The 16,151-nt window shown below is 58.2% G+C and carries 12 protein-coding genes and 2 tRNA genes; 8 read left to right on the top strand and 6 right to left on the bottom strand.

Features of this window, described 5'->3' with window-relative positions:
* The first annotated feature begins 308 nt into the window (after window positions 1-308).
* The 6 genes from AB5Y50_RS04450 (at window position 309) to AB5Y50_RS04425 (ending at window position 8,171) form a co-directional block, all read left to right on the top strand.
* Window positions 309-563, top strand: a complete 255-nt coding sequence (locus AB5Y50_RS04450; protein WP_005329233.1) for a helix-turn-helix domain-containing protein — start codon at window positions 309-311, stop codon at window positions 561-563.
* Window positions 563-1,873 carry a type II toxin-antitoxin system HipA family toxin gene (locus tag AB5Y50_RS04445; protein WP_010674979.1) on the top strand — a complete coding sequence of 437 codons (1,311 nt, stop codon included), beginning with the start codon at window positions 563-565 and terminating at the stop codon, window positions 1,871-1,873. Before AB5Y50_RS04450 ends, AB5Y50_RS04445 begins: the two co-directional genes overlap by 1 nt.
* Window positions 1,874-2,234: 361 nt before the next feature.
* Window positions 2,235-2,310, top strand: a tRNA-His gene (locus AB5Y50_RS04440).
* 521 nt (window positions 2,311-2,831) lie between these two features.
* Window positions 2,832-5,006: a catalase/peroxidase HPI gene (gene katG, locus AB5Y50_RS04435; protein WP_010674980.1), complete on the top strand. Its 2,175-nt coding sequence runs from the start codon at window positions 2,832-2,834 to the stop codon at window positions 5,004-5,006.
* A 330-nt stretch (window positions 5,007-5,336) separates the two neighbouring features.
* Complete coding sequence (locus AB5Y50_RS04430; protein ID WP_029314641.1) at window positions 5,337-6,854, top strand: DUF1254 domain-containing protein; 1,518 nt, start codon at window positions 5,337-5,339, stop codon at window positions 6,852-6,854.
* 96 nt (window positions 6,855-6,950) lie between these two features.
* Window positions 6,951-8,171, top strand: a complete 1,221-nt coding sequence (locus AB5Y50_RS04425; RefSeq protein WP_010674982.1) for a DUF1254 domain-containing protein — start codon at window positions 6,951-6,953, stop codon at window positions 8,169-8,171.
* Between the two features lie 322 nt (window positions 8,172-8,493).
* On the opposite strand, the gene AB5Y50_RS04420 is transcribed toward AB5Y50_RS04425, so the two are convergent.
* From AB5Y50_RS04420 to AB5Y50_RS04410, 3 genes are all read right to left on the bottom strand, one after another.
* A complete protein-coding gene (locus AB5Y50_RS04420; protein WP_010674983.1) occupies window positions 8,494-9,927 on the bottom strand; it encodes a 6-phospho-beta-glucosidase in 1,434 nt (477 codons plus the stop codon).
* A gap of 13 nt (window positions 9,928-9,940) precedes the next feature.
* A complete protein-coding gene (locus AB5Y50_RS04415) occupies window positions 9,941-11,449 on the bottom strand; it encodes a PTS transporter subunit EIIC (protein WP_010674984.1) in 1,509 nt (502 codons plus the stop codon).
* A gap of 118 nt (window positions 11,450-11,567) precedes the next feature.
* On the bottom strand, window positions 11,568-12,326 hold the full coding sequence (locus tag AB5Y50_RS04410; RefSeq protein WP_029314645.1) for a MurR/RpiR family transcriptional regulator: 759 nt from the start codon (window positions 12,324-12,326) through the stop codon (window positions 11,568-11,570).
* A gap of 456 nt (window positions 12,327-12,782) precedes the next feature.
* On the opposite strand from AB5Y50_RS04410, the gene AB5Y50_RS04405 reads away from it, so the two are divergent.
* A complete protein-coding gene (locus AB5Y50_RS04405) occupies window positions 12,783-12,905 on the top strand; it encodes a hypothetical protein (protein WP_258057335.1) in 123 nt (40 codons plus the stop codon).
* A gap of 306 nt (window positions 12,906-13,211) precedes the next feature.
* Here the strand turns inward: AB5Y50_RS04405 and AB5Y50_RS04400 are convergent.
* Window positions 13,212-13,299 (bottom strand) — tRNA-Ser (locus tag AB5Y50_RS04400).
* A 249-nt stretch (window positions 13,300-13,548) separates the two neighbouring features.
* Window positions 13,549-14,004, bottom strand: coding sequence for a YbjN domain-containing protein (locus tag AB5Y50_RS04395; RefSeq protein ID WP_160839247.1), 456 nt, complete (start codon window positions 14,002-14,004; stop codon window positions 13,549-13,551).
* Between the two features lie 155 nt (window positions 14,005-14,159).
* Here AB5Y50_RS04395 and AB5Y50_RS04390 point away from each other — a divergent pair, with 155 nt between their 5' ends.
* Window positions 14,160-15,497 carry a flavohemoglobin expression-modulating QEGLA motif protein gene (locus AB5Y50_RS04390; RefSeq protein ID WP_010674988.1) on the top strand — a complete coding sequence of 446 codons (1,338 nt, stop codon included), beginning with the start codon at window positions 14,160-14,162 and terminating at the stop codon, window positions 15,495-15,497.
* A gap of 70 nt (window positions 15,498-15,567) precedes the next feature.
* On the opposite strand, the gene AB5Y50_RS04385 is transcribed toward AB5Y50_RS04390, so the two are convergent.
* Window positions 15,568-16,149: a thymidine kinase gene (locus tag AB5Y50_RS04385; protein ID WP_010674989.1), complete on the bottom strand. Its 582-nt coding sequence runs from the start codon at window positions 16,147-16,149 to the stop codon at window positions 15,568-15,570.
* Window positions 16,150-16,151 lie beyond the last annotated feature (2 nt).

Raw genomic sequence — 16,151 nt, 5'->3', positions numbered from 1 at the left:
GGGTGCGAACTTGTGAGCTCCCGTGAAGCGATCGCAACAATCATGGACTCACTGACAGAGACGATCAACCGACGCACCATCGCCGCCTTGGCTTTTGTTGCGCCAACCCCAGTGCACTCCTGCTGAAACTCGTTACACCTTGTTTTAATGGCCCCTTGAATCGAAAGTGCGACACCCATACCTGAGGATCAAGGTTAAATACCGCCTTTAGCGTGTGAAAAACATTTACCGCCTAAAGCAGGTAAATATTGATATACCTGCCACAGCGTGTAAATTAAAAGAAATTACGCTACCAGGTAAGTCAAATCATGAAAGTAACCAGCGCCAAGCAACTTAGTGCCTGTCTCAAGGATGCCAGGCTTTCGCAAAAGCTCTCCCAAGGCAAAGTGGCCGGCAAGGTGGGGATCAGGCAGGACACGGTGTCCAGCTTCGAGCTCAATCCCGAGTCAACCAAGCTGGAGACCTTGTTCAAGATCCTCGCCGCACTGGAACTCTCCCTCGATATCAGGCCACGCACCGATCCTGCGGAAAACGCCACGCCTGGCTGGAAGGAGGAGTGGTAATGGCCAGCCTGACGGTCTACATGAACGGATACCGGGTAGGTACCTTTACCAAGGCGACCAATGGTGCTCACCAATTTCAGTACGATGAATCGTGGGTGAAGTTGCCAGGCAGCCGCCCCATCTCGCTCTCCATGCCATTACGCCAGCAGCGCTACCAGGGCGATGAGGCCTATAACTTCTTCGATAATCTGCTGCCAGATAACCCGGAAGTAAGAAACCGGGTGGTGGCGCGCTATCAAGCCGATTCCACCCAACCCTTTGATCTGCTCAGTTGCATTGGCCAGGACAGCGTGGGGGCATTGCAACTGGTGGCTCAGGGCAGACCTGTGCCAGACGTTAAGCACATTGAGTGCAAGCCGCTCTCTGACGCCGAACTGGAGCAGATCCTGACCAGCTACCAGCAAGGGATCCCGCTTGGTATGGTGAGGGAAGAGGACGATTTTCGGATATCCATCGCCGGGGCTCAGGAAAAGACCGCGTTACTCTACCTCGACAACCGTTGGTGCTTACCGCATGCAGCGACCCCAACCACCCACATTATCAAGCTGCCCATTGGCAAGATCGAAAGCCACTCCTACTCGATAGACCTCTCCCAGAGCGTAGAAAACGAATATCTCTGCACCCTGATCGCCAAAGCATTGGGTCTTCCGGTTCCCCATTGCTTCATCATGCAGGTCGGCAAGGTCAAGGCTCTGGCGGTGGAACGCTTCGATCGGCGCTACGCCACGGATCGCAGTTGGATCATGCGCCTGCCCCAAGAGGACTTCTGCCAGGTGTTGAATGTACCGTCAGCACGCAAGTACGAGAGCCATGGTGGACCGGGCATTGCTGACATCATGACGACCCTGCTGGGATCGGCCACGCCGGAGCAGGATCGGTACCTGTTTATGAAGTCTCAGGTGTTGTTCTGGCTGCTGGCTGCCACTGATGGCCATGCCAAGAATTTCTCGGTGTTTATCGAACCTGAAGGGCGTTTCCGGCTTACACCGTTTTACGACATCCTTTCCATGTATCCTGCATTTGGTGGTAAAGGATTACATCCCCGTGATGCCAAGTTGGCCATGGGGCTTACTGCAACCAAGGGCAAAAAATACGCGATAGAGCAGATATTTCCTCGCCATTTTTATCAAACGGCCAAGGCGATTGGTTTTGAACAAGTGCAGATGGAAAAAATCATCAGCGAGCTGACGGATAATCTGGATGAGGTAATATCAATCGTTCGTCAGCAATTGCCTGATACATTTCCCACTGAGATTGCAGATTCAATTTTGGGTGGACTCAGTTCGAAAGCGCAACGCTTAAAACGATAATTGACCAATGTGACAAATGCCTCTTGCATCGCCCCAAACGAGCCTCTATCGAGGCTCATTTTTTTTTGCGTACGAGCGAGTGAATGATCCATTTTAGATCAAAAAAACAACTAAAAATGCAGAAGCCTGAAGTGCTAATTTTGGCAACATAAAATTTCCTCAGCTAACCTAGACAGACTTAACGGCAATAAGACATTGATTTTAAAGTATTATATTTATTTGATGTTTGACGTATTCTGATGACATTTTAACTCTATTAACAGGTACGGCCTTCTAAGCCGTGGGTCGCAGGTTCGAATCCTGCAGGGCGCGCCATCGATACTGATGAGTTTGATTGCTGTATCGAAGGCAGATTTCAGTGGTGGCTGTAGCTCAGTTGGTAGAGTCCCGGATTGTGATTCCGGTTGTCGTGGGTTCGAGCCCCATCAGCCACCCCATTATTCCCCTCCAGGCTGGGATCAGCCTGATGAGACAGCAGCACGCTGTCTGTTTGGACCGGCCACTGGCCGGTCTTTTTGTTTCTGCGCCGTCCGCTTTTTGGCGCAACGCCCCCACCCCATCCTCTGGCGCTCGGCGTCCTGCTCAGGACGCAATCCGGACCGCCGTCACAAAAATGGGGTTTTCTGCCCCGCTCAAGACAAGCCCTCCTCATGCCATGACCCAGCGCAAGTCCAGGTCTGATCCCTCGTGTTATGGATAAAAAGATTGATAACACGGCTGCCAGGGCGCTCCTTCCTTCTCTTATCCCTTGTCCAGGAGCAGCCAAATTCGATGGCACCGATTCATCTTTTCGTAATACGGTCATCCCATCCTTAATCAATTAGCTGAAATATAAGGAGTTATTGATAACCCCCCGATGCCGGTCCAAGGCCCAACCTGTCACATGCCCCGCCGGTTGCAGGAAAAGTTCCCATACTGAGTTGTCTGCATTGCACATGACTGCCAAGGAGAGACAGAGATGAGTGAAGAAAGCAAATGCCCCTTCAACCACACCGCCGGCGTCGGCAGAACCAATCGAGATTGGTGGCCGAACCAGTTGCGGCTGGATCTGCTGCATCAGCATTCCCCCGGCGCCGATCCCATGGACAAGGACTTTGACTACGCCAAGGCCTTCGCCAGCCTGGATTACAAGGCACTCAAGAAAGATCTGGTCAAGCTGATGACGGATTCCCAGGAGTGGTGGCCGGCGGACTTCGGTCACTACGGCCCCCAGTTCATCCGCATGACCTGGCATGCTGCGGGCACCTATCGCACCACCGACGGTCGCGGTGGCGGCGGCCGTGGCCAACAGCGCTTCGCCCCCCTCAACAGCTGGCCTGACAACGTCAACATCGACAAGTCCCGTCGCCTGCTCTGGCCCATCAAGCAGAAATACGGCAACAAGATCTCCTGGGCCGATCTGCTGATCCTCGCCGGCAACGTCGCCCTGGAGACCATGGGTTTTCGCACCTTCGGCTTTGGCGGTGGGCGGCCCGACGTGTGGGAGCCGGATCAGGACGTCAACTGGGGGGATGAAATTGCCTGGCTCGGGGTCGATCCCGATCGGGTCAAGGGCGATCGCGAGCTTACGGCCCCCTTCGGGGCCACCCACATGGGCCTCATCTACGTCAACCCGGAAGGGCCCAACGCCAGCGGTGACTACATGGAGGCTGCCAAGGACATCCGTTCCACCTTCGGTCGCATGGCCATGAACGATGAAGAGACGGTCGCCCTTATCGCCGGCGGCCACACCTTCGGCAAGGCCCACGGCGCCGCGCCCGAATCCCACAAGGGGCCAGAGCCGGAAGCCGCGCCTCTGGAGGCCCAGGGCCTCGGCTGGATGAGCGACTACGGCAGCGGCCATGGCAAGGATACCGTCTCGAGCGGGCTCGAAGTGATCTGGACCAAGACACCGGCCCTGTGGAGCAACAACTTCTTTGAAAACCTGTTCAACTACGAGTGGGAGCTGACCAAGTCGCCAGCCGGCGCCAAGCAGTGGGTGGCCAAGGATGCCCCGGAGATCATTCCCGATGCGCACATCCCGGGCAAGTTCCACAAGCCGACCATGCTCACTACCGACCTGACCCTGCGCTTTGACCCCGAGTTTGGCAAGATCTCCCGCCACTTCTACGAGGATCCGCAGGCCTTCGCCGATGCCTTCGCCCGCGCCTGGTTCAAGCTGACCCACCGTGACATGGGCCCCATCGCCCGCTACCTGGGGCCGGAGGTACCCAAAGAGGAGCTGATCTGGCAAGACCCCATCCCCGCCGTCAATCATCCCCTGATCGATGACAAGGACGTGGCCCTGCTCAAGGAGAAGATCCTGGCGGCCTCCCTGTCCGTAGCCGAGCTGGTGTCGACCGCCTGGGCTTCCGCGTCCACCTTCCGTGGCTCCGACAAGCGTGGCGGCGCCAACGGTGCCCGCATCCGCCTGGCTCCGCAAAAGGAGTGGGCCGTGAACCAGCCTGCCCAGCTTGCGAAGGTGCTTCAGGCCCTCGACGGGATACAGCAGACCTTCAACGCTTCCGCCACCGGCGGCAAGCGGGTATCCCTCGCCGACCTCATCGTGCTGGCGGGCGGCGTGGGGGTCGAGCAGGCCGCGAAGAGAGCCGGTGTCGCCGTGACCGTGCCCTTCACTCCGGGCCGGATGGATGCCTCCCAGGCCCAGACCGATGTGGACTCCTTCGCGGTGCTCGAGCCCCTCGCCGATGGATTTCGCAACTACGCGGGCGAGTGCGCGGGCTTCGCGGAGACCATGCTGATCGACAAGGCGCAGCTGCTCACCCTGAGTGCCCCCGAGATGACGGTACTGGTGGGCGGCATGCGGGTGCTCGGCACCAACGCGGGCAACTGCCACGGGGTCTTTACCGCCGCCCCGGGTACCCTCTCCAACGACTTCTTCGTCAACCTGCTCGACATGGGCACGGAGTGGAAGCCGGCGGCGGGCAGCCAGGGAGTCTATGAAGGCCGTGATCGCCAGAGCGGCAAGGTGAAGTGGACCGGAACCCGGGTCGATCTGGTGTTCGGTTCCAACTCCCAGCTGCGCGCCCTGGCGGAGGTCTACGCCAGTGCGGATGCCAAGGAGAAGTTCGTGAAGGACTTCGTGGCGGCCTGGACCAAGGTGATGAATCTGGATCGCTTCGACCTCGCCTGAGGCTAAAGCACTGCTCGACCACCAAGCCCGGTATCACTACCGGGCTTTTTTATCGATGCTAAAGGGGAGTCCCATCCCTCCCCTTTGAGTGCTGCCATCGACCAACCCGCAAGGGGAGATGGCCAATGCCCCCAGCCCCGGGAAACCAGGAAATACCCCAGCAGGGCCTGACGCGCTCACCTTCATGGGCACAACCCCATTTCAATGAGTGGACATGATCGCCGTCCCATGAAATGTTCACGTATGACACTCAGGCCCGAGTCTTCACAAGAATCCTTCTATAGTCATCGGGATAGAATTGAAGCGACCCACATCAGCAAGGATGTTTAAATGCCAATTACACGCAGAGAGTTTTACAAGCTAGCACTGGGATCCGCCGTCGGTCTGACGACATTGAGACTTCCGACTCCGGCGTTTGCCGAAGGGTTGTCACTGAAGACACCACTGCGCCATGGCGCCGGCCAACCAGGTGAAACCGAGAGTGGCCTGCCGCCAGCGGGCTCCGTCAGCTCGGTCGAAGATTTTGAGTACCAGATCAAGTACCAGCGGGCCTTCGAGGCTGTCTTGTGGAACATGCCGGCGGTCGCCATCTACAGCTTCCGGCGCGCCGCCTTCGACAATCTGGGTCTCAAAGACAACGACATCATCGCCTATGCCAAGCCTGCCACCCCGCATCTCGAGGCCATCACGGCCAACAGCACCACCCCCTACATCACGGCCTTCACCGACTTGCAACACGGCCCCACCGTGCTGGAAGTGCCCGCTGCGGGCCCGGATGGCAGCCTGTATGGGCAGATTGTCGATGCCTGGCAATTCACCATCGCGGATGTGGGCCCGGCAGGGCTCGACCAAGGCAAGGGCGGCAAGTTTTTGCTGACGCCCCCCGGCTACAGCGAGCCGATCCCGGCCGGCTATCTGCATGTTCCTTCCCCGAATTATCGCGTGGCGTTTGCCTTTCGCTCTGTGCCAGCGCCCGGCAAGTCGACGAACGATGCCTATCACTACTCCAAGCGCCTGCGCATGTACTCTCTCTCCGAGGCGAGCAATCCGCCGACCCAGCGCTTCGTCGATCCGGGCAACAAGCGCTACCCGACCCTGCCCTACTACGACGAGCGTCACTTCGACGACCTGCATGCAGTGGCCAGCGTCGAACCCGTGCGCGAGCAGGACAAGGTGATGATGGGGATGCTCACCTCCCTTGGCATAGGTCGCGGCACCTCATTCAACCCGGATGAGAAAACCCGCAAGGCGATGCGCCAGGCGGCCATCGATGCCTGGTTCTACATGCAGCATTGGTATGACAATTTCCCGAAGGAGAAACGCTACTGGCCTGACAGGCACTACGCCTCCCTCTTGCAGAGCGATGACAACAAGACCTTCACCTTCACTTATGAGGATCGCATCGACCTCATCAATCGCGCCGCCGAGTACTTCTGGTGTACCTATATGCCCAAGGCGCTGAGCGATACCCCGGCCACCCAGTACCTGATGTGCCTCGCGGACAACAACGGCAAACTGCTGGAAGCCGGTCAGCTCTACAAGCTCACCATCCCGGCCAAGATGCCGGTCAAGCAGTTCTGGGCACTGACGGTCTACAACCGCGACACCATGTCCTTTATCTACAGCGAGAGCGGGCGCACCACCCTCTCCTCCTACGATCTCGACAAGATGGCCAAGAATCCGGACGGCAGCATCACCCTCTACGTGGGCCCGACCGCCCCGCCAGGCAAGGAAAACAACTGGATCCCGACCAGTGGCAAACGCCCGCTGCCGGCCATGCGTTTCTATGGCCCGACCGACGAATTAAACCACAAGACCTTCAAGCTGGCGGATTTCGAGCGCGCATAAACCATGAACAGGAGTGGAGCACTTATGAGAAAGCTATCCCTTGCGGCAGTGTTATGTATCGCAGCCATGCCTGCCATGGCACAAATCACTGATAAAATGGCACAAGATGCCTATATCTACGGCTATTCCATGGATGAGGCCTACAAGTTCTTCTATGAAACGGCGGTCAAGACCGACACCCCGCTGAACCGCTTCCAGAACATTCGCCACCTGGCGGACGATACCTACACCGATCACCCGACCATCAACAACGATACCCTGCACCTGCAGGGCTGGTTGGATCTCAGTGCGGAGCCGGTGATCATCAGCGTGCCGGACATGGACAAGGGCCGTTACTGGATCCTGCACACCATGGACATGGGCCATTACACCACCTCGATGATCGGCTCCCGCACCCACGGCACCAAGGGGGGTCACTTCATGTTTGCCTCCCGTAGCTGGAAAGGCGAGACGCCGGCCAGCGTCACCGAGGTGATCCGCGTCGACTCCGACATCCTCAAAGTGATGGGCCGCATCATGGCCACCAGCAAGGACGACGAGAAGGTCGCCCTTGGCTACATGGATGACTGGAACGTGCGCACCCTGTCGGCCTATCTCGGCCAGCCTGGGCCCAAAGCCACCGAGCACCAGTGGCCGGATCCGGCGAGCACCAACTGGTTGCAGCGGGTCAACTTCGTGCTGTGTCAGGGGGACATGGGCACCGCCGACAAGCACTGGCTGGCGCAGTACAAGGAGACGGGCCTCGCGCCCTGCAACACCAAGCTGAGCGCGGCGCAAATGGCCGCGGCGAAGCAAGGCGAGAAACAGGGCTTGGCCTATCTCAACGCGCTCCTGCCCAAGATGACCAGCTCGGAAGGGCTGCTCGGCACCCGGGCTGAGCTTCAAAACCAGAAGCGCGATCTGTTCGCCGAAGGCACCCTGATCGGACAATGGGGACTACCGCCGGAAGAGTCCGTCTATCTACAGGCACTCAAGGGATCCGATGGCCAGAGCATCAACGGCGCCAACGGCAAGCAATACCGCATGCATTTCAAGGCGCCCGAGGTCAGCCAGTTCTGGTCCTTCACCGTCTACGGCACGGATAACAAGCTGATGGCCCATAACACCATCAACCGCCACAGCCGTGGGGATCGCACCCTCAAGCCGGGCCCGGATGGTATGTACACCATAGAGCTCAGTGCCAAGGGGGATGCCAGCAACCCGAACTGGCTGCCCATTCCGGAGAAGGATGCCTACATCATCATGCGGCTGTATGGGCCGAACAAAGCCATTCGCGAAGGCAAGTACCCGATGCCGGTGCTGGAAGTAGTGAAATAGCGGTGAAATAAGGCACATGGGCTCACCGCGCTGGCTGGCAGACAAAATCCGAGGGGGGATGGCAAACTAAGGCAGCGTCTGAGCGGTACCAGGCAGAACAGCCAAAACAAAAAACCGACCATCAGGTCGGTTTTTCTTATTGCGGATAAGGGCGGGATCCACGGCTCGACAACTCAGTGTCGACATGTCACACCAGCCTTGTCAGGGGAAGATATTACACTGCCTTTACATTAAAAAACCTGCATAGCCACATAGTTAAATGGCACTTTGCGGTATCAATAACAGGTTTTATTTAATCAAGGCAGCATATTGAATCACCCAGTTATAGTGTCCCGCCGTTGCTGGCGATGACCTGGCGATACCAGTCGAAGCTGCGCTTCTTGCTGCGCGCAAAGCTGCCGCTGCCGTCGTCGTTCTTGTCCACGTGGATAAAGCCGTAGCGCTTGCTGTACTCCCCTGTGGTGAAGGAAACGCAGTCGAGACATCCCCAGGGGGTGTAGCCCATGACATCCACCCCGTCTTCGACGATGGCGAGCTTCATCTGCTCGATATGGGCGCGCAGGTAAGCGATGCGGTAGTCATCGTCTATCTCTCCCCGCTCGTCTTTCTGATCCCGCGCCCCGAAGCCGTTCTCGACGATAAACAGCGGCTTCTCGTAGCGGCCATAGAGCAGGTTCAGGGTGTAACGCAGCCCCACCGGGTCGATTTGCCAACCCCATTCTGAGGCCTTCACATGGGGGTTGGGTACACTGCCCTCGAAGCCCGACAAGGCGGTGCCCGTGCCGGCGCCGTGGGCCCGCACCGCGTTGCTCATGTAGTAGCTCAGCCCGATGTAATCGGCGCAGCCCGCCCGCAGCGTCTCCTCATCCCCCGCTTCCATGACAATCTCATAGCCCTTGCGTTGCCACTCCTTGCGGATATAGGCGGGGTAATGGCCGCGCATGTGAACGTCCCCGAACAGGAAGCGCTCGCGCATGGCGATTTCCGCATACATCACATCGTCCGGGTGGCAGGAGTAGGGGTAGAGGGGCACCATGGCCAGCATGCAGCCGATCTGCAAGCCCGGGTTGATCTCATGGCCCAGACTGACCACCTTGGCGCTCGCCACGAACTGATGGTGCAGCACCTGGTACATACACTCTTCCGGGTTCGGCTCCTGGTTGTAGATGACCCCGGAGCAGCAGTAGCCAAACAGCGGCACCTTCCAGTTGCGCTGGTTGTTGATCTCGTTGAAGGTCATCCAGTATTTGACCTTGTGCTGGTAGCGGCGCAGCACCACCTCGCTAAAGCGCACGAAGCAGTCCAGCACGGTGCGGCTCTTCCAGCCGCCGTATTGGGTCACCAGGTGGTTCGGCATCTCGAAGTGGGAGAGCGTGATGACAGGCTCGATGCCGTGGCGCAGCAGCTCGTCGAACATGTCGTCATAAAAACGCAGCCCCGCCTCGTTCGGCTCGGCCTCATCCCCCAGCGGGAAGATGCGCGACCAGGCGATGGAGGTGCGAAAACACTTGAAGCCCATCTCGGCAAACAGTGCGATGTCGTCTCTGTAGCGGTGGTAGAAATCCACCGCCTCGTGGTTGGCGTAGCGATGACCGGCCTCAATCTTGTCGGTGATGACGCGCTCCACCCCGTGGGCGCCGCTGGTGAGCACATCGACGATGCTGAGCCCCTTGCCGCCCTGATCCCAGCCCCCTTCTACCTGGTGGGCGGCGACCGCCCCCCCCCACAGAAAGTCTTTCGGTAATGCGTTGTTCATGACTTGTCGCTCCTTATACGGCTTTGGATGTCAGCGGCTGGGGTTGGCTTATTTCGGCATCTGTCTGAAAGCCCGCCATCCAGGAGAAGATGACGCCCAGGGTAAAGGCTACGCCGATGGAGAGCAGGAAGCCCAGGAACTGCGCCATGTGGCCCTCTTTGAAGAACACCGGCAGCACGGCGATGCCGGGGATGCAGTAACTCCAGGAGACCGCGTTGAAGGCTCCCGCGACCGTACCACCGATGGCACCGGCCAGGCAGCCGCAGATGAGCGGGCGTTTGAAGCGCAGGGCCACCCCGTAGATGGCGGGTTCGGTGATGCCAAACAGGGCGGTCACGCCGGCCGAGAGGGTCACGCTTTTCAGCTCGGGATCCTTGGCCTTGAAGTAGACCCCGAACACGGCGCCGGCGATGCCGAACACGGCGGAGGCTTGCAGGCCGGTAAAGGTGTCATAGCCCAGGGTGGCGTAGTTGCCCACCGTCACCGGGGTGATGCCCCAGTGCACGCCGAGGGTCACCAGGGGTGTCCAGACAGCCCCCACCACGAAGCCGGCGATGGACGGGCTCAGGTGATAGAGGGTGTTGTAGATGCCACCGATGGCGCCGCCGATGAGGTTGCCGATGGGGCCGAAGGCCAGCAGGGTCAGGGGCACCATGATGGCGAGGCAGAACATGGGGGTGAAGAGGTTGCGTACCACCACCGGCAGGATCCGCTCGAAGAAGCGCTGCACATAGGACATGGCCCACACCATCAGGATGATGGGGATCACCGAGGCCGTGTAGCTCAGGTACTGCACCGGCAGACCGAGGAAGCTGAGCGGCGCGCTGTTAAGGGGAACCCCCACCAGGTTGACGATGGCCTCGTTGATGGCCGGGTTCTCCATCGCCGACTGCATCAGCGCTTGCACCGCCGGATCCGCGGAGTTTGCCAGGATGATTTTGTTCGCGGTCAGCATGTTCATGTAATCGGGCGACACCAGGGCGCAGGCGGCGATCACGGCGGTGAAGGGGTTCACGTTGAACTTCTTGGCCGCGGTGAAGGCGACCATCACCGGCAGGAAGGTAAAGCCGGTCCAGGAGACGAAGTTGAGGATGCGGAAGGTGCCGCTGGCGGTGTCCATCCAGCCGATGGCGGCGAAGAAGGAGATGAGCCCCTGCAACACGCCGCAGGCGGCCAGTGGGTAGAGGAAGGGGGCGAAGATGCTGGAGATGATGTCCATCAGGTGGTTCACCATACCCACCTTGGGGGCGTCGACCACGGCGTTTTCGTCGATCTGCACCCGTTTTTGCACTTCCCGATAGGCATCCCCGACGTGGTTGCCGATCACCACCTGCAGCTGACCGCTGGACTCGATGACGGTGATGACCCCTTGCACCCGTTTCAACACCTCCTTGTCGACCCGTCCCATCTCTTTTAGGACAAACCGCAGCCGGGTGGCACAGTGGGTGACGCTGATGACGTTGCTGTCACCACCAATCAACTCGACGATCTGTTTCGCCGAGTCCGCATAGTTTATTGCCATAATGATCCTTCCCTGCCATTTATTAATTAATATCGAAACAATTCAAATGTTATGAATCGATGGTAGGGAAAGCATTCATCCTTGTCACGATATAACAAAATACCCGCTTTGTTACTTGTTACATAAAAGACACACCCTGTGACACCTCGGCACTTATCTTGTTTGCCAACTGGCGACCGATGGATTCGATGATATAAATCACCGGCACCTGGGTGGTAATATCATATTCATTGTCGACCACCAGCCTGGCCGCATGATATGAAATATTGAAATCCGCCATCTGGGCCAGGGTGGATTTATTATTGCTGGTAATAGTGATGAGCTTGCAGTGATGAAACAGAAACTGCTTCGCCAACTTGATTATCTCGGTGGTCTCCCCGGAGACCGAGAGCACGATCGCCACCGCCTGTTTGTACATGTCGGTGTTGACCGGGTAGTAGGGATCATCGATGTGGTTGCTGAACTTGCCGATGTTGGAGAAGAAGCGCGCCCCGTAGCGCCCCAGCGTGCCCGAGCTGCCCGCCCCCACGAAGATCACCCGCTCGGCCCCCGCGATCTGCTCGGCGGCGCTCGCGATCAAGGCGTCGAATTCGTCATTGTTGATGCTCTTGAAAAAAGAGAGGAACTCGTTGGCACCGTGTGGCAGCGATATTTCGCCGCGCTTCTCGGCATTCATTTTTAGATAGGCTTTGAATTCCGCATAACCGCTGCAATTCATCTTCTTACAAAATCGCAATATGGTGGCGGTCGACACATCACAGGCTTCGGCCAATTCCCTGACCGTCATATAGATAACCGTCTGATGGTTCTTTATTACATAGTTATATACCTTGAACTCGAAGGCATTTAATGTTGAGACCAACTGATTATTAAACATGGTAATTCACCGAGCGCAGCCGCGTCCTTATTCAGGATGATGTCACGCAGTGTAACAAAAGGAGTGACCCGGTCGAGGAAGGATAAATCTAAACGCTCGAACTGTGATTACTATCACAATCACGCCGGCAAGATTTTCGCGTATCTGCCCATGGCTTCGATGAGAGAAGGAATATTTAGGCTCTGCATGGAGCCTAAATTTTTAGCGAATGTCATTGTGTCTATTAGTGGCACGCAATATCAGGTTATCGGTGAGCAACCCCTCCATGGGATCAGCAAGTCCCGCGATGCCAGCAGAGGGTGAGCGTATTTGTACGCTTCGCCCCCAAGGCGCCTGAGCACATGGTGCCGCGATCACGGTGCAGCCGTATGCCTCGAAATGGCTCATGAGGACGGCGTACTGTCGGTAGTCCAGCTCACTGTATTGCAGGAAGGGGTAGACGCCAGGGATTCCATCTTGTCGTCATTGCTGAACGCACCTTCCATCGCGACCCTGTTTGTGAAACCGGGCCGCGTGGCGATCCCTGCCGAGCAATTTGATGCCTATGAGATGGCAACGGATGAGCTGCCTGTCGACTAAGGGCTGCCCCGGGAGTACAAGTACAGAAATGTCCCCTCTATCTCCAAGCTGAAGAGATAACACCGTGACGGGAATAAGGGTGTGTACGGCTGGCTCAGAAAGCAAAAAACCGACCCTGAGGTCGGTTTTTCTAATTTGGTGCTGGGTCGGGATTGACTCGCACCATCCCTGGCGCTCGCCCTGCGGGCAGCCTTCGGCTGTCCAAGCGGGCTAGTCCACCCGCCTGTCGATACCGGGTAGAGACCAGATTGCCGGCTACCGGAAAAACAAAAGGCCCCGTCTTGCGACAGGGCCTTTTGTTTTATTTGGCGGTGAGGGAGGGATTCGAACCCTCGATACGTTGCCGTATACACACTTTCCAGGCGTGCTCCTTCAGCCACTCGGACACCTCACCAAATTTTTACTTCTTTGAAGTGGCTTTCGGAGCACGCTACGCGTGCTTTCTTGCCGACTTCGTCGGTGGGCAGCTACTCGGACATCCCACCAAATTTTGGTCTGTGGTTTAACGTGTTCAGCCAACACGGGTTCACTGCGCTGTTGCGCCGGAACGGGGCGTAATTTAGGGGAAAGCCCCGCCGCCGTCAACGGCTTTTTAGCCGCAGCGAACCGTTCGCACATTAAACGCACAGTTCAGGTGCTGAAGTCAGTGAACGGATTCCGGTGCGACCTGGATTTCCGGCAGATTGAGGAAGCCAAGGCGTTCACATTCGGAAACCACTTCATGGGTGGCTGCCGTGGTGCTTTCAACGAACAGCAGGAACTGCTCGACGGTGAGACCCGCCTTGGTAAAGACGGTGTGACCCACAACGAGGCGTGGCAGGTTGTCATCGATGATGTCGAGGAACACCTTGAGGGACGGATATTGCATGTTGAGACGACCCAGTTCGGCCACCAGGGGCAGTAGCGATGAGGGGCGCACCTCCAGCTCGGATGAGAACAGCAGCCCTTCCTCTTCCACGAAGATCCGGCTCTCCTGGATGCCCTCGACGGACTGCAGGGAGACCATGTGGATGCCATGACACTGATCGCACACATAGTGCTCGATCCGGGCCTGTTGCAACCAACGCATTATCATTTCAGAGCTGGGGATATTCATCATTTTCACGACACGGTAGAGATCAAGGGGCGCAGTCTAAACCAATTTTCAGACAACCAAAAGCACACAGGCCGGATCCCCGTCGTCTCGCTTCTTTTTGACAGGCCCTGTGCCTATACTCAGCCATTCTCGTAGCGCACTCGCCTCCAAAGAGCCCGATGACCATCCAAGAAAAGTATCGCCTGCACCTCAAATCCCTCTCGGATGAACTGCTCGCCCTGCAAAAACCCATCCGCATCCTGGATGCCATCAAATGGCCCCGTCACCTGCAAAGCGACTTTCTGGCAAGTGGCGGCAAGGCACTGCCCGCCATCGACAGGCACTTCTATGAATCCCTCCCCCTGGGGTTCGATCCCCGCAACAAGTACCTTGAGCTCAAGGAGTTGAGGGACAGGATCCGCCGGCGCCTCGGCCCCCAGGACGATCTCGGCCGGATCCTGCAAGAGACGGTGGATCAGTACATGGTGGTCATCGAGATGCTGCGCCAGCGCGGGCAGCCGGACTTTCAGCGCTACAGTCAGCGGCTCTACGGCTCGGCAAGCGATCACCTGCGCGGGGATCGCAAGACCCTGAAGGAGCTGGGGGCCAGATTGTGCGACATCTTCTCCCTGCCCGGCGCCCGCCATCTGGTGCGCCCCTACCCCAAGGAGTTCGAGGGGGAAGCCGCGGTGGCGAGGTTGCAAGGCAAGCTGTCGAGCTACTTCAGCGACGGCACAGTCCAGGTCAAGCTCAGCGATGGCATCGTCTCCGATGCCGCCGCCGGGGGGGATTACATCAAGCTCAACTCCCACGCCCGTTTCTCGGAACTCGATCTGCAGGTGCTGGAGGTACACGAAGGCTGGGTTCACGTCGGCACCACCCTCAACGGCCGCCAGCAATCTTACGCCACCTGGCTCGGTGCCGGCTCGCCCCGCATCACCGCCTGTCAGGAGGGGTTGGCAGTACTCATCGAGACCCTCACGTTCAGCTCCTTCCCGGACAGGGCCAAGCGCATCTCGGATCGGGTCATGGCCATCGACATGGCGGAGCGTGGCGCCGATTTCATCGAGGTGTTCCGCCACTTCGTGGCCAAGGGGGCCAGCGAGCACGACGCCTACAAGATCACCCAGCGGGTGTTTCGCGGAGGCATGGTCGAGGGGGGCGCCTGCTTTACCAAGGATCTCTCCTATGTGAAGGGCTATGTGGAGACGGTGAACTTCATTCGCAGCGCCGTGCTGGAGGGGGTGCCGGAGATCCTGCCCATGCTGTTCGTCGGCAAGGTGACCCTGGACGACATCCCCGTGCTCTATCAGCACTATCTGGAGGGGCTCATCGACGCCCCCCGCTACCTCCCTCCCATGTTTCGCGACCTCACCGGGCTCTACGTCTGGTTCGGCTTCGCCTCCGGCATGTCCCTGGTGGACATAGGCCGGGTACAACAGCATTTTCGCCAGCTCTTCCACCGCCTGCCGGCGGCCGACCCCATCATCGCCCCTGTCGACATCGAGATCGACTGACTCCCATAGACAAAGAGGACGCCAGATGGGCGCCCTCTTTGATGTCCAGGCTGCACGAGCCAGCCACGGGTTACTTGAAGGCCCGCCCTTCCAGATAGTGCTTGCGGCAGAGCGACACATAGCGATCGTTGCCGCCGATCTCCACCTGCTCACCGTCGCGCATCACCTGCCCCGCCTCGTTGACCCGCGAGTTCATGTGGGCCTTGTTGCCGCACCAGCAGATGCTTTTTAGCTCCTCGAACTTGTCCGCCAGACAGAGCAGGTGGTAGGAGCCGGGAAACAGTTCGCCGCGAAAATCGGTCTTGAGACCATAGGCAATCACCGGAATGTCCTGCTCGTCGACGATGCGGGCGAGCTGGTAGACCTGCTCACGGGTCAGGAACTGCGCCTCGTCAACGATGAAGACATCGATGTGCCGCTTTGCGTGGCGCGCCTTGACCATCTCGAAGAGATCGCAGCTGTCGCTGAACACCTCCACTTTCAGCTCAAGACCGACCCTGGCACTGATGACGCCGGCACCGAAGCGATCGTCGATGGCGGGCGTCATGGCCAGCGGATACATGCCACGCTCCAGATAGTTGAAGTGGGCCTGGATGAGCTGGGTCGATTTGCCTGAGTTCATGGTGGCAAATTTGTAGTGCAGTGAAGCCATGA

Origin of the sequence: Aeromonas sp. s6, assembly GCF_040907815.1 — a bacterium.
Lineage (GTDB): Bacteria > Pseudomonadota > Gammaproteobacteria > Enterobacterales > Aeromonadaceae > Aeromonas > Aeromonas caviae.
The sequence above is the reverse complement of the archived record's forward strand: the minus strand, read 5'-3'. Positions and strand labels throughout refer to the sequence as shown.

Bases quoted from the DNA above. Each gene is read 5' to 3' on its own strand.
- AB5Y50_RS04450 (WP_005329233.1), top strand. From the start codon at position 309: ATGAAAGTAACCAGCGCCAAGCAACTTAGTGCCTGTCTCAAGGATGCC.
- AB5Y50_RS04445 (WP_010674979.1), top strand. From the start codon at position 563: ATGGCCAGCCTGACGGTCTACATGAACGGATACCGGGTAGGTACCTTT.
- katG (WP_010674980.1), top strand. From the start codon at position 2,832: ATGAGTGAAGAAAGCAAATGCCCCTTCAACCACACCGCCGGCGTCGGC.
- AB5Y50_RS04430 (WP_029314641.1), top strand. From the start codon at position 5,337: ATGCCAATTACACGCAGAGAGTTTTACAAGCTAGCACTGGGATCCGCC.
- AB5Y50_RS04425 (WP_010674982.1), top strand. From the start codon at position 6,951: ATGGCACAAGATGCCTATATCTACGGCTATTCCATGGATGAGGCCTAC.
- AB5Y50_RS04420 (WP_010674983.1), bottom strand. From the start codon at position 9,927: ATGAACAACGCATTACCGAAAGACTTTCTGTGGGGGGGGGCGGTCGCC.
- AB5Y50_RS04415 (WP_010674984.1), bottom strand. From the start codon at position 11,449: ATGGCAATAAACTATGCGGACTCGGCGAAACAGATCGTCGAGTTGATT.
- AB5Y50_RS04410 (WP_029314645.1), bottom strand. From the start codon at position 12,326: ATGTTTAATAATCAGTTGGTCTCAACATTAAATGCCTTCGAGTTCAAG.
- AB5Y50_RS04395 (WP_160839247.1), bottom strand. From the start codon at position 14,004: ATGATGAATATCCCCAGCTCTGAAATGATAATGCGTTGGTTGCAACAG.
- AB5Y50_RS04390 (WP_010674988.1), top strand. From the start codon at position 14,160: ATGACCATCCAAGAAAAGTATCGCCTGCACCTCAAATCCCTCTCGGAT.
- AB5Y50_RS04385 (WP_010674989.1), bottom strand. From the start codon at position 16,149: ATGGCTTCACTGCACTACAAATTTGCCACCATGAACTCAGGCAAATCG.